Here is a 13,501-nt window from a genome sequence, read left to right as displayed (position 1 = left end):
ATCGGCGATTGCTGCCTATGTGCGCAGTTTTTGTATACAAACTATCGAGGGCGATACCCGGCTATGCTGTGTGTATCAGGGTTTACCGGAGTCGATGCCGCGATGAGAAGAACACCGAAGCTGGTGCGAGGATGCTGCGGCATCGGCTTGTGGGCGTTGTTGCTGACGCCGACCTGGGCCAATTGGCAGGACGCCGTGCCCGGCGCGCAGATCATCGGCACCGGTGATTTCAGCGTGTTCGGGTTCGATGTCTACAACGCACGCCTGTGGAGCGCCGCGCGGCCCTTGGACGACGACCAGCCGTTTGCGCTGGAGTTGATTTACCGTCGCAAGATTTCTCGCGACGACCTGGTCAAGGCCAGCGTCGATGAAATCAAACGACTGTCAGGGAGTAGCGTCAGCCCGACGCAATTGGCCGGTTGGCAGGTACAGATGCAGCAATCGTTCGTCGATGTGCAGGCTGGCACGCGGATTACTGGGGTCTATCTGCCAGGGCAGGGCGCGCGGTTTTTTGTCGGCCAGCAATTACAGCATGAGATTGATGACCCGCTGTTTGCCCGGGCGTTTTTTGATATCTGGCTCGATCCGCGTACGCGCAATCCCGAGTTGCGTGAGCAGTTGTTGGGTGTGAGTCGATAGATTTTTTTGATCTTTTAGGCTTCGGCTGAAACGTCTAAGCTGCGTCTTTCCGATTTGTTTCTGGATGTGTGCGTGAAATTCAGCTTGCCCAAAATCGCCACCGCGCCGTTTTGCCCGCCGGAAGTGGCTGGCAGTGTCGCGGTAGATCCCAATGCCTCGTTCTTCAAACGCGTGCTGCGTTTCGCCGGCCCCGGGTTGCTGGTGTCTATCGGTTACATGGATCCGGGCAACTGGGCCACCGCCATCGAGGCCGGTTCACGCTTCGGTTACAGCCTGTTGTTTGTGGTGTTGCTGGCGAGTCTGGCGGGCATGGTCGTGCAATGCCTGTGTTCGCGGTTGGGCATCGCCACCGGGCGCGATCTGGCGCAACTGTCCCGCGAGCGCTACAGCACGCCGACTGCGCGCTTGCAGTGGGTGTTGGCGGAAATCTCGATTATCGCCACCGATCTGGCCGAAGTGCTTGGGTGTGCGCTGGCGTTCCATTTGCTGCTCGGCTGTTCGCTGACCTTCGGCATTGCCCTGACGGCGTTCGACACCTTGCTGGTGCTGGCCCTGCAAAATCGCGGCTTCCGCCGTCTGGAAGCAATCATGCTGGTATTGGTCGCGACCATTGGCGTGTGTTTCTTCGTCGAACTGCTGTTGATCAAACCCTACTGGCCGGACGTCGCCCAAGGTTTCAAACCGTCGCTGGCGGCGATCAGCGAGGCGGCGCCGTTGTACTTGGCCATCGGTATTCTCGGCGCGACGGTGATGCCGCATAACCTCTATCTGCATACCTCGATCGTGCAGACGCGGATGATCGGCAAGGACCTCGCAAGCAAGCAGGACGCGGTGAAACTGGCGCGCATCGACACCATCGGTTCGCTGGCGCTGGCGTTGCTGGTCAATGCGGCGATCCTGATTCTCGCTGCGGCGGCTTTTCACCAGTCCGGGCACACCGAGGTGGTGGATATTCAGGACGCCTACCACTTACTAGACCCGCTGGTGGGCGGCGCGCTGGCCAGCGTGTTGTTCGGCGTCGCGCTGCTGGCATCGGGGCAGAGTTCGACCTTCACCGGCACCATCGCCGGCCAGGTGATCATGGAGGGTTATCTGAACCTGCGGATCCCGTGCTGGCAGCGGCGCTTGATTACTCGCGGACTGGCGTTGATTCCGGCATTCGTCGGCGTGTGGCTGATGGGCGATAACGCGATCGGCAAGTTGCTGGTGTTGAGTCAGGTGGTGTTGAGTCTGCAGTTGCCGTTTGCCTTGTATCCACTCATTCGAATGACTAACGACAAACAACTGATGGGGCCGTTTGTGAATCGCTGGCCGACACGGGTGTTGGCGTGGGGGTTGTTTGTGGTGATCAGCGGCGCTAACAGCTGGTTGATTTTGCAGTGGGCGGTTTGAGCCATATTTTGCAGTGACTGGGCTAGCCTCTTCGCGAGCAAGCTCGCTCCCACAGTTTCCAAGGTGATTTCAACAGTGTGTACACCTCGTAACCTTGTGGGAGCGAGCCTCCTCGCGAATGCGGAGTTTCAGGCGCCGACATCGCTAAACATTGGAACGCGCCCATTGAGCGAAGGCCGGTAGTGCCAGTTCAAGCGATTCAGATCGATGCCTCGCCCAAGTATTTCCCTCACCGTCGCCCCGGCAATACTCATCGCCAGCGCTTGCCCCGGACACTCATGCCGGCCACTGCCAAAACTGAAACTGCGGCGGTCGGCGCGCTGCGGCACAAATTCCTCCGGCTGTTCGTTGAGCGCCGGATCTCGATTGGCCGAGGCCAGCAGCACTAGAATCACATCGCCCGTTTCGACACGTACTCCAGCAATCTCACAGGACGCGGCGACAAAGCGCCGGGTGTTCTGCACGGGCGGGTCGAAGCGCTGGACTTCGCTGAGCAGTGCTTCGATGGATTCGCCGCGCAACGCTGGCTGCCGACGTAGCGCCAGCAGCGTATTGCCGATCAGGCCGGCGCAGGCTTCGAACGTCTGTGAACAGAGGCCGATCAGGTTGGCGATCAAGGTTTCCTCATCGCCGGTGAAGCGCTGCTGGATTGCACTGAGCAACGGGCTGGCCGGCTCGGCGAGCAATTCGATGAAGTCACCGCGCAGTTGTTCAGCCGCCGCCTCTGCTGCGGCCAGTTGCAGGTCATTGCTCAACGGCGACAGGCAGGCAACGAAATCCGCCGTCAATTCACTGATCGCCCGCGCTTGCGCCGGGGTGAATCCCAAAAGTCCCGCGACCACGCACACAGGGCCACGGAACATGGCTTTGTACAGACCGTCGGTATCCGCTGTGATCAGTCGTGCGGCGACCAAAGCATTGATTGGTTCAAGGTCTAGCGCTGCCAGCTCAGGCTCGATGGCCGAACGCGGACAGCGCTGGCGTTCGCCGTCATTCATGCGCATCAGTTGGCCAAAGACTTTGCCGGCCATGCTTTCGGCAATTGCTTTGGGCACTGGCTCCTGCGCCGGACGCACCCGGCAATCGGCGTGGGCCAACACCGCACACACCGCCCGGGCACTGCTGGCGACCCACAGTTTCAGCCCTGGATGAAACGTCAGTCCACCTGCTGCGCGCAGTTCGGCGTAGTAGGGATAAGGATCGGCGTGCGTTGCGGCGCTGATCGGGTTCATGGTTTGCATCCTTGTCGGCGGGGAAAGTGTTGCTACTATCTCCACTGCGCAACGACGATGATTCGTCCGGGAGCGAACTATGCACGCAGAACATCAAGACATCGGCCTATCGCAGGTGGCCGCCGCCATCGCCGAGCCGGCGCGAACGAAAATCCTCTGTTCGCTGATGGACGGCCACGCCCGCACCAGCACTGAATTGGCGACGATCGCCGAAGTCAGCGCCTCTACCGCCAGTGTGCACCTGGCGAAACTCAAGGACCTGGCACTGCTGCGCCTGCATGTGCAGGGCCGTCATCGCTATTACAGCCTTGCCGATCAGCGCGTGGCGCAGGCGCTGGAAGCGTTGATGGTGATTGGCCAGAACGCCGCCCCGACGTTCAAGGCGCACACCCCGGATCGCCTGCAATTCGCCCGCACTTGCTACGACCACATGGCCGGGACGCTGGCGGTGTTGCTGCACGACCGTTTGCTCGAGGCTGGTTGGTTGGTGGCAAGCGACGAGCAGGCGTATCGTTTGAGTGACACCGGCGAGGCGTTGTTTCTTGGTTTGGGAATAGACGTGCAGGATTTGACCAGCCTGCGCCGCAAGTTTGCCTGTCGGTGCCTGGACTGGAGCATGCGCCGGCCGCATCTCGGTGGTTCGCTGGGGGCGGCGCTGTTGCAGACCGCGTTGAAGCGCAAGTGGGTGACCCAGGATCTGGACAGTCGGGCGCTGGCGTTGACGGCGGCGGGGCGCAAGGAGATCGGTGCGCGGTTTGGCGTTGAGTTACCGGTAGACGGGCAGATCAAAAGATCGCAGCCAGCCGTAAAGCGTGCCCACCCGATAAATTCCGACCGTACCGAATCCCTGTAGGAGCTGCCGAAGGCTGCGATCTTTTGATTTTCAGCTTCTGACCGACGAGGGGCGCATCTGCCACCTTGTATCACCGCTGTCGACCCTATACTGTATATACAAACAGTATAGAGCCCGCGCCATGCAAATCATCGACAAGCTGAGCATCCTCGCCGACGCCGCCAAGTACGACGCCTCCTGCGCGAGCAGCGGCGCGCCCAAGCGCAGCTCCGAAGGCAAGAGCGGGCTGGGCTCGACAGATGGCATGGGCATCTGCCACAGCTACACGCCGGACGGGCGCTGCGTGTCGTTGTTGAAGATTCTGCTGACCAATTTCTGCCTTTACGATTGCCAATACTGCGTCAACCGCCGCTCCAGCGATGTTCCGCGCGCTCGTTTCACCCCCGAGGAAGTCGTGGCGCTGACCATGGATTTCTACCGGCGTAACTGCGTCAGCGGGCTGTTTCTCAGTTCCGGCATCATTCGTTCGGCGGACTACACCATGGAGCAACTGGTGCGGGTGGCGAAGCTGCTGCGTGAAGAGCATGAGTTTCGCGGGTACATCCATCTCAAGACCATTCCCGAAGCCGATCCGGCATTGATTGAAGAGGCTGGCCGCTACGCCGATCGCCTGAGCGTCAATATCGAACTGCCCACCGATGCCAGCCTGCAAGTGCTGGCGCCGGAGAAGGACATCACTTCGATCAAACAGGCGATGAACACCATCTACACTGGCGTGCAGACCGTGTTGAACGAACCGCGCTCGGCGAAGTTCGCCCCGGCCGGGCAGAGCACACAGTTGATTGTCGGCGCCGACGACACCGATGACAGCACCATCCTTCACAGCGCCCAGGCCTTGTACGGCAATTTCCGTCTGCGCCGGGTCTACTATTCGGCCTTCAGCCCGATTCCCGACAGCCCGAAAAGCGTGCCGCTGGCCGCGCCGCCGCTGATGCGCGAACACCGTTTGTATCAGGCCGATTTTCTACTGCGCAGCTACGGCTACAGTGCTGATGAATTGCTCAAGGGACCGGGTAATCTGGCGCTGGACATCGACCCGAAACTGGCCTGGGCGTTGCAGAACCGCGAAGTGTTTCCGCTCGATCTGAACCGGGCCGAAGCGTCCTTGATTGCGCGTATTCCCGGCATCGGCTTGCGCACCACCGAACGTCTAGTCGAGCTGCGCCGCCAGCGGCGCATCCGTTACGAAGACGTCGCACGCATGCGCTGCGTGCTGGCCAAGGCCAAGCCGTTCATCATCACCAGCGACTATCACCCGCAGCAGGCCGAGGTCACCAGCCATATGCTTTATCAGCAATTGCGTGACCGGCCGATGCCGCAGCAGATGGGGTTGTGGGGATGATCAATCTCGATTGCGACGACCTGTTCGACACCTGGCGCCAGCAGGCGCGCTGGCTGCTGAGCCATGAAGTCGATCCGAGTCTGGTGAGCTGGGCCTCGCAAGGTGTGGGTGATCTGTTTGCCAGTGACGAGCCGGTGCCTGAAGGGCAGGGGCCATTTCAGGCACGTATTCCGCGAGCGCTGCTCGACACCCTGGAACAGGCCTCGCGTTATCGCGGTGATCAACGCTGGAGTTTGCTGTATGAAGTGCTGTGGCGCGTCAGCCACGGCGACCGTACCGCGATGATGGCCGGGGACAAACTCGGTAGCGAGTTGCAGCGGCGGATCAAACAAGTGCATCGGGAAGCTCATCATCTGCATGCGTTTGTGCGTTTCATCGAGCGACCGTCATCCAGCGCAGGCCCGCAATACGTGGCGTGGCATGAGCCGGCCCATGACATTCTGCACAGCGCCAGTGAGCATTTTATTGGGCGGATGGGTCGCCATCGCTGGTTGATCGCCACCCCGCGTGACGGGGTCTATTACGATGGCGAGCAATTGATCCATCAGCGTCAATGCCCGCTGGAATGGCAGCAGTTGGCGCAGAATGTCGACGATCCTCATGGTGATCTTTGGCTGACCTATTACAGCCACATCTTTAATCCAGCGCGGTTGAACGAGAAGGTCATGCAGGGGCATTTGCCGGCGCGGTTCTGGAAGAATCTGCCGGAGGGGGAGTTGATTCCCGGGTTGATTACGCAGGCGCGGATGGGGAAGCAGCAGAATGGGCAGGCGAGTGGGATTGCCAACCGTGCAGGCAAACGGATTGCCTTGAAGAGCTAAAAGCATACCCTCGCCCCAGCCCTCCCGAAACGTCGGACCGCCCGTAGGGAGAGGGGGCCGACCGAGGTGTTTGGACTTGATCCATCGACCTGAAAGTCCGCGTCGAACTCAGATTTTGAATACCACATAGATCGGCTCCCTTTCCCCCTCGCCCCCCTGGGGGAGAGGGCTGGGGTGAGGGGGAAAAGATCTCAAGCCCTACACAACAATCCCCGCCAAACGCCATAAAAAAGCCCCCCACCAATCACTCGGTGGAGGGCTTTTCTACATCAATTGCCGTCAGATCAAACCTTGACGATCCAGCCCGCTGGCGCTTCGATGTCGCCGGTCTGCACGCCAGTCAGCTCTTTGTAGAGCTTCTGGGTCACCGGGCCGACTTCGGTTTCACTGTGGAACACGTGCAGATGGTCGTTGTAGCTGATACCACCGATCGGGGTGATCACCGCAGCCGTACCGCAAGCGCCGGCTTCCTTGAAGTCCGACAGCTTGTCGATCAGCACATCACCTTCAACCACTTCCAGGCCCAGACGGGTCTTGGCCAGTTCGATCAACGACAGGCGGGTGATGCCTGGCAGAACCGACGGCGAGTTCGGGGTGATGAACTTGTTGTCGTGGGTGATCCCGAAGAAGTTGGCCGAACCGACTTCTTCGATCTTGGTGTGGGTCATCGGGTCCAGATAGATCGCGTCGGCGAAGTTGGCTTTCTTCGCTTTCGAGCCCGGCATCAGGCTGGCCGCGTAGTTGCCGCCGACCTTGGCTGCGCCGGTGCCTTGTGGGGCGGCGCGGTCGTAGCTGGAGATCTGGAAGTTGTGTGGGGTCAGGCCGCCCTTGAAGTAGGCGCCGACCGGGATGCAGAAGATCGAGAAGATGAACTCGGGCGCAGTGCGCACGCCGATGTTGTCACCGACGCCAATCACGAACGGACGCAGGTACAGCGCGCCGCCGGTGCCGTATGGCGGAATGAAGCGTTCGTTGGCGCGAACCACGGCTTTGCAGGCTTCGATGAACTGCTCGGTGTCGACCGTCGGCATCAGCAGACGCGCGCAGCTGCGTTGCATGCGCAGGGCGTTCTGGTCCGGGCGGAACAGATTGATCGAGCCGTCCTTGCAACGATAGGCCTTCATGCCTTCGAAGCATTGCTGGCCATAGTGAAGGGCCGTCGAGCCTTCGCTGATGTGCAGCACGTTATCTTCGGTCAGGGTGCCTTTGTCCCACTCGCCATCGCGAAAGTACGACAGATAGCGTTTGTCGGTCTTGATGTAGTCAAAACCCAGCTTGTCCCAATTGATGCTCTCGTTACCCATGACACCCTCTATCACTGAACAACCGCCGAAACGGTTCAAGGCTTCTGACGTTTTTTGGATGGGCACAACAATACTTCATTCTTGAGCGGTTTCGCAGCCGGAATTCGCTCCACTGATCGTTCCCACGCTTGATCGTTCCTACGCTCTGCGTGGGAATGCCTCATCGGACGCTCCGCGTTCGGCTTTTGGGACGCAGAGCGTCCCCGGCTGCATTCCCACGCAGAGCGTGGGAACGATCAACGCAGCTACAGGTGCAACGCATGCCCCAGGGCACGCAACGCCGCTTCCTGCACCGCTTCACCCAGGGTTGGATGCGCATGGATCGTGCCGCCGATGTCTTCCAGCCGCGCGCCCATTTCCAGGCTTTGCGCAAACGCTGTCGACAACTCCGACACGCCAACGCCCACCGCTTGCCAACCGACAATCACATGGTTGTCCCGACGAGCGACCACGCGCACGAAGCCGCTTTTTGACTCCAGCGTCATCGCCCGGCCATTGGCGGCGAACGGGAAACTCGAAACAATGCAGTCCAGCCCCGCAGCCTTGGCCTCGTCCGGCGTCTTGCCGACCACTACCAGTTCCGGGTCGGTGAAGCACACGGCAGCAATCGCAGTCGGGTTGAATTCACGGGTTTTGCCGCTGATCAACTCGGCAACCATCTCGCCCTGAGCCATGGCGCGGTGGGCCAGCATCGGCTCGCCGCTCAGATCGCCGATGGCGTAGACGTTGCGCATGCTGGTCTGGCAGCGACTGTCGATCTTGATCGCCGAACCGTTCATATCCAGGTTCAGCGCTTCGAGGTTCCAGCCTTGGGTATTCGGTTTGCGGCCGACGGCGACCAGCACCTGATCGGTTTCCAGGTTCAGGGTTTCGCCCTCCGGATCGCGCACCTGCAAGGTGCCATCGAAACCCAGCACGCTGTGTTTGAGGTACAGCTTCACGCCCAGTTGCTTCAGCGCGTCATGCACCGGTTGCGTCAGTTCAGCGTCATATGCCGGCAGGATTCGATCCTGCGCTTCAACCACGCTGACCTCGGCACCGAGCTTGCGATAAGCGATGCCCAGTTCCAGACCAATGTAACCACCGCCGACCACGACCAGACGTTTCGGCACGGATTTCGGCGCCAACGCTTCGGTGGAGGAGATGATCGGCCCGCCAATCGGCAGGATCGGCAGATTGACACTGGTCGAACCAGTGGCCAGCACTAGATGCTCGCACTGGATGCGCGTGTCGCCGACATCCACGGTTTTACCGTCGATGACTTTGGCCCAGCCGTTGATGACCTGAACCTTGTTCTTCTTCAACAGTGCAGCGACGCCGGTGGTCAGGCGATCAACGATGCCGTCCTTCCACTCGACGCTTTTAGTGATGTCGAGCGTCGGCGCCGAAACGCTGATGCCCAGCGCCGAATGCTGGCTGTGATGCCGGGTCTGGTGAAACTGCTCAGCCACATGAATCAGCGCTTTCGACGGGATGCAGCCGATGTTCAGGCAGGTGCCGCCCAACGATTGGCCTTCAACCAAAATGGTCGGGATGCCCAGTTGTCCGGCGCGGATCGCCGTTACATAGCCGCCGGGGCCGCCGCCAATGATCAGCAGCGTAGTGTTCAGAGATTGCATGCGCGCCTTACTCCACAAACAAAGTGGCAGGTTGTTCGATCAAGCCACGAATGGCCTGGATGAAGAGCGCCGCGTCCATGCCGTCGACCACGCGGTGATCGAAGGAGCTGGAGAGGTTCATCATCTTGCGGATCACCACTTGGCCTTTGACGACCATTGGCCGTTCGACGATTTTGTTCACGCCGACGATCGCTACTTCCGGCAGATTCAGCACCGGCGTGCTGACGATGCCGCCCAGCGCACCGAGGCTGGTCAGGGTGATGGTCGAGCCGGACAGTTCATCGCGGCTGGCCTTGCCATTGCGTGCGGCGTTGGCCAAACGCGAGATTTCTGTGGCGCTGTCCCACAGGCTGCGCGCCTCGGCGTGACGCACCACCGGCACCATCAGGCCAACATCGCTTTGTGTGGCGACGCCGACATGCACCGCGCCGAGACGGGTGATGACCTGGGCTTCGTCATCGTAACGTGCGTTCATCTGCGGGAAGTCGCGCAGGGCAACGACCAGAGCGCGAACGAGGAACGGCAGCAAGGTCAACTTGCCACGGCTGGCGCCATGTTTTTCATTGAGATGTGCGCGCAGTTCTTCAATCGCGGTGACGTCGATTTCTTCGACGTAGCTGAAATGCGCGGCACGCTGAGTGGCGTCCTGCATGCGCTGGGCGATCTTGCGGCGCATGCCGATGACTTGAATCTGTTCTTCGTCGTTACGCTGGGCGTAAGCGGCGGCCACTGGTGCCGAAGCGTTGGACTGACCTTGCGCCAGATAGGCTTCAAGGTCTTCGTGCAGCACACGACCGGCCGGGCCGGAACCGCGCACCAGACGCAGTTGAATGCCCAGATCCAGCGCATGTTTGCGCACGGCCGGGGAGGCCAGTGGGCGCTCATCCGCTTCGCGGGCAACCATCGGGCCTTGGCAAACAGGAGCCGGACGTGGAGCGGCTGGAGCAGGTTTGCTCTCAACAACCGCTTCAACTTTCGGCGCAACAGGCTCTTTCGTAACAACAGGAGCGGCGGACTCTTTCAGGTTGCCAGCACCCTCAACTTCAATGCTGATCAGCACACTGCCAACCGCCATCACTTCACCCGGCTGACCACCGAGGGCAATTACCTTGCCGTGTACCGGCGATGGAATATCGACCATCGCCTTGTCGGTCATCACGTCCGCCAGCACCTGATCCTCAACGACCAGATCGCCAACCTTGACGTGCCACTGCGACAGTTCTACTTCTGCGATGCCTTCGCCGATGTCCGGCATCTTGATAACGTGCGTGCCCATTCAGACCTCCATAACCCGTTTCAGCGCTGCGCCCACTCGGGACGGCCCTGGGAAATACGCCCACTCTTGCGCGTGCGGGTAGGGGGTGTCCCAACCGGTGACGCGTTCGATCGGCGCTTCCAGGTGATGGAAGCAATGCTCTTGCACCAGCGACACCAGTTCGGCGCCGAAACCGCAGGTGCGGGTGGCTTCGTGAACCACCACGCAGCGGCCGGTTTTCTTCACCGACTTGACGATGGTTTCCAGGTCCAGCGGCCACAGGCTGCGCAGGTCGATGACTTCGGCATCAACGCCGGATTCTTCGGCCGCGACTTGCGAGACGTAGACGGTGGTGCCGTAGGTCAGCACGGTCACGTCCTTGCCCGGACGGGTGATCGCGGCGACGTCCAGCGGCACGGTGTAGTAGCCGTCCGGCACCTGGGCTTGCGGGTGTTTCGACCACGGCGTTACCGGGCGATCGTGGTGGCCGTCGAACGGGCCGTTGTACAGACGTTTCGGCTCAAGGAAGATCACCGGGTCATCGTTTTCGATGGAGGCGATCAGCAAGCCTTTGGCGTCATACGGGTTGGATGGCATGACCGTGCGCAGACCGCAAACCTGAGTGAACATCGCCTCGATGCTCTGGCTGTGGGTCTGGCCGCCGTAGATGCCGCCGCCGCAAGGCATGCGCAGGGTCATCGGCGCGGTGAACTCGCCGGCCGAGCGATAACGCAGGCGCGCCGCTTCGGAAATGATCTGGTCGGAGGCGGGGTAGACGTAGTCGGCGAACTGAATCTCGGCGACCGGACGCAGACCGTAAGCGCCCATGCCCACGGCCACGCCGACGATGCCGCTTTCGGAGATCGGGGCGTCGAATACGCGCGAGGTGCCGTACTTGGTCTGCAGGCCTTCGGTGCAACGGAACACGCCGCCGAAGTAGCCGACGTCTTGACCGAACACCACCACATTGTCGTCACGCTCAAGCATCACATCCATGGCCGAGCGCAGGGCCTGGATCATGGTCATGGTGGTCGTGGTCATTGCGGTTTCCAACTGAATATTGTTGTTGTGATCGTTCATGTCAGATCCCCAACTGCTGACGCTGGCGCTTCAAGTGCTCCGGCATCTCTTTGTAAACGTCTTCGAACATGGTCGCGGCGCTTGGAATCTGGCCGCCGGCAAGGGTGCCGTACTGTTCGGCCTGTTTCTGCGCGGCAATCACTTCGGCTTCAAGCTCGGCGCTGACGGCGGCGTGCTCTTCGTCTGACCAGTGGCCGACCTTGATCAGGTGCTGTTTGAGACGGGCGATCGGGTCGCCGAGCGGGAAGTGGCTCCAGTCATCGGCCGGGCGGTATTTGGATGGATCGTCGGAAGTCGAGTGCGGGCCCGCGCGGTAGGTGACCCACTCGATCATGGTCGGGCCGAGGTTGCGGCGGGCGCGTTCGGCAGCCCAGGCAGAAGCGGCGTACACCGCGTAGAAGTCGTTGCCATCCACGCGCAGCGAGGCGATGCCGCAACCGACGCCGCGTCCGGCGAAGGTGGTGGCTTCACCACCGGCGATGGCCTGGAAGGTCGAGATCGCCCACTGGTTATTCACCACGTTGAGGATCACCGGCGCGCGATAAACGTGGGCGAAGGTGAGGGCGGTGTGGAAGTCCGATTCGGCGGTAGCGCCGTCACCGATCCACGCCGAAGCGATTTTCGTGTCGCCCTTGATCGCCGAAGCCATGCCCCAGCCGACGGCCTGAATGAACTGGGTGGCGAGGTTGCCGGAGATGGTGAAGAAACCGGCGTCCTTGACCGAGTACATGATCGGCAACTGACGGCCCTTGAGCGGATCGCGCTCGTTGGACAGCAGTTGGCAGATCAGGTCGACCAGCGGCACTTCGCGGGCCATCAGAATGCTTTGCTGGCGATAAGTCGGAAAGCACATGTCGTCGATGTTCAAGGCCAATGCCTGAGCACTGCCGATGGCTTCTTCGCCAAGGCTCTGCATGTAGAACGACATCTTTTTCTGACGCTGGGCGACCACCATGCGGTTGTCGTAGATCCGCGTCTTGAGCATGGCGCGCATGCCCTTGCGAAGGATCTCGACCGGGACGTTTTCGGCCCAAGGGCCGAGGGCGTTGCCCTGATCGTCGAGCACGCGAATCAGCCCACGCGCCAGGTCGGCGGTGTCGGCAGGCTCGACGTCAATGGAAGGTTTGCGCACCGTACCGGCATCGGTCAGATGCAGGTAGGAAAAGTCGGTTTTGCAGCCTGGACGGCCCGAGGGTTCAGGGACGTGCAGACGCAGCGGTTCATACGCTTGGGTCATGGCTTCTACGCTCGATCTTGTGAATTTCTTGTAGTGAGCTGGCAGTCATTCTTCGGTAGAAGAAATCTTGTCCTACAACAATCATAGGCCCGGGCAAGAAGAATATTTATCTCTGTTTCGTTGCGCTGGAGATGATTTGCAGATAGAAATTCTGCATAAACATAAAAAACAGGTGGTTTTGTCTCATGCGCAAACTGGACCGTACCGACATCGGCATTCTCAACAGCCTTCAGGAGAATGCGCGCATCACCAACGCCGACCTCGCACGCTCGGTCAATCTGTCGCCGACACCGTGCTTCAACCGGGTCAAGGCGATGGAGGAATTAGGGCTGATTCGCGAGCAGGTAACGCTGCTGGATGCCGACCTGCTGGGGCTGCATGTGAACGTGTTCATCCATGTCAGCCTGGAGAAACAGGTGGAGGAGGCGTTGCAGCATTTCGAGGAGGCGATTTCTGATCGTCCGGAGGTGATGGAGTGCTACCTGATGGCCGGAGACCCGGATTACCTCATCCGGGTCCTGGTGCCAACGATTCAGTCGCTTGAGCGCTTCATGATGGACTTCCTGACCAAAGTGCCGGGTGTGGCGAATATCCGGTCGAGTTTTGCGCTGAAGCAGGTGAGATACAAAACTGCATTGCCGCTGCCGGCGAACGGTTTGACGTTGGGGACGTGAAGATCAAAAGATCGCAGCCTGCGGCAGCTCCTACAGGGAAAACGCGTTCCAAC

The 13,501-nt window shown here is 60.4% G+C and carries 12 protein-coding genes; 6 read left to right on the top strand and 6 right to left on the bottom strand.

Going from position 1 to position 13,501, the window contains the following annotated elements:
• Positions 1-102 precede the first annotated feature (102 nt).
• On the top strand, positions 103-639 hold the full coding sequence (locus tag CKW26_RS06820) for a chalcone isomerase family protein (protein WP_095048000.1): 537 nt from the start codon (positions 103-105) through the stop codon (positions 637-639).
• 72 nt (positions 640-711) lie between these two features.
• Positions 712-2,031, top strand: coding sequence for an Nramp family divalent metal transporter (locus CKW26_RS06815; protein WP_095047999.1), 1,320 nt, complete (start codon positions 712-714; stop codon positions 2,029-2,031).
• A gap of 128 nt (positions 2,032-2,159) precedes the next feature.
• Here the strand turns inward: CKW26_RS06815 and CKW26_RS06810 are convergent, their stop codons facing one another.
• Entirely contained in the window at positions 2,160-3,263 is a 1,104-nt protein-coding gene (locus tag CKW26_RS06810) for a cytochrome P450 (RefSeq protein ID WP_095047998.1), read from the bottom strand.
• Positions 3,264-3,342: 79 nt separating this feature from the next.
• Here CKW26_RS06810 and CKW26_RS06805 point away from each other — a divergent pair, with 79 nt between their 5' ends.
• The 3 genes from CKW26_RS06805 (at position 3,343) to CKW26_RS06795 (ending at position 6,279) form a co-directional block, all read left to right on the top strand.
• Positions 3,343-4,116 (top strand): helix-turn-helix transcriptional regulator, encoded by a 774-nt coding sequence (locus tag CKW26_RS06805; protein WP_095047997.1) that lies wholly within the window; start codon positions 3,343-3,345, stop codon positions 4,114-4,116.
• Between the two features lie 121 nt (positions 4,117-4,237).
• On the top strand, positions 4,238-5,458 hold the full coding sequence (locus CKW26_RS06800; RefSeq protein ID WP_093440974.1) for a putative DNA modification/repair radical SAM protein: 1,221 nt from the start codon (positions 4,238-4,240) through the stop codon (positions 5,456-5,458).
• A complete protein-coding gene (locus tag CKW26_RS06795; RefSeq protein ID WP_095047996.1) occupies positions 5,455-6,279 on the top strand; it encodes a TIGR03915 family putative DNA repair protein in 825 nt (274 codons plus the stop codon). Before CKW26_RS06800 ends, CKW26_RS06795 begins: the two co-directional genes overlap by 4 nt.
• A 284-nt stretch (positions 6,280-6,563) precedes the next feature.
• Here CKW26_RS06795 and CKW26_RS06790 read toward each other — a convergent pair whose 3' ends face one another.
• The 5 genes from CKW26_RS06790 to CKW26_RS06770 all read right to left on the bottom strand — a co-directional run bounded on the left by CKW26_RS06790 (position 6,564) and on the right by CKW26_RS06770 (position 12,774).
• Positions 6,564-7,583 (bottom strand): branched-chain amino acid aminotransferase, encoded by a 1,020-nt coding sequence (locus tag CKW26_RS06790; protein ID WP_007915073.1) that lies wholly within the window; start codon positions 7,581-7,583, stop codon positions 6,564-6,566.
• A 245-nt stretch (positions 7,584-7,828) separates the two neighbouring features.
• A complete protein-coding gene (lpdA, locus tag CKW26_RS06785) occupies positions 7,829-9,202 on the bottom strand; it encodes a dihydrolipoyl dehydrogenase (RefSeq protein WP_095047995.1) in 1,374 nt (457 codons plus the stop codon).
• A gap of 7 nt (positions 9,203-9,209) precedes the next feature.
• A complete protein-coding gene (locus CKW26_RS06780; RefSeq protein WP_095047994.1) occupies positions 9,210-10,478 on the bottom strand; it encodes a dihydrolipoamide acetyltransferase family protein in 1,269 nt (422 codons plus the stop codon).
• Positions 10,479-11,537, bottom strand: a complete 1,059-nt coding sequence (locus tag CKW26_RS06775) for an alpha-ketoacid dehydrogenase subunit beta (RefSeq protein ID WP_003224000.1) — start codon at positions 11,535-11,537, stop codon at positions 10,479-10,481.
• 1 nt (position 11,538) lies between these two features.
• Positions 11,539-12,774, bottom strand: coding sequence for a 3-methyl-2-oxobutanoate dehydrogenase (2-methylpropanoyl-transferring) subunit alpha (locus CKW26_RS06770; RefSeq protein ID WP_016985244.1), 1,236 nt, complete (start codon positions 12,772-12,774; stop codon positions 11,539-11,541).
• Between the two features lie 185 nt (positions 12,775-12,959).
• On the opposite strand from CKW26_RS06770, the gene bkdR reads away from it, so the two are divergent.
• On the top strand, positions 12,960-13,448 hold the full coding sequence (gene bkdR, locus CKW26_RS06765) for a Bkd operon transcriptional regulator BkdR (protein WP_008059350.1): 489 nt from the start codon (positions 12,960-12,962) through the stop codon (positions 13,446-13,448).
• The last annotated feature ends 53 nt before the right edge of the window (positions 13,449-13,501 follow it).

Source organism: Pseudomonas sp. Irchel s3h9 (assembly GCF_900187475.1).
Classification (GTDB): Bacteria; Pseudomonadota; Gammaproteobacteria; order Pseudomonadales; family Pseudomonadaceae; genus Aquipseudomonas; species Aquipseudomonas neuropathica.
Note: the sequence above shows the minus strand (reverse complement) of the source record. Positions and strands in the feature narration are given on the sequence as shown.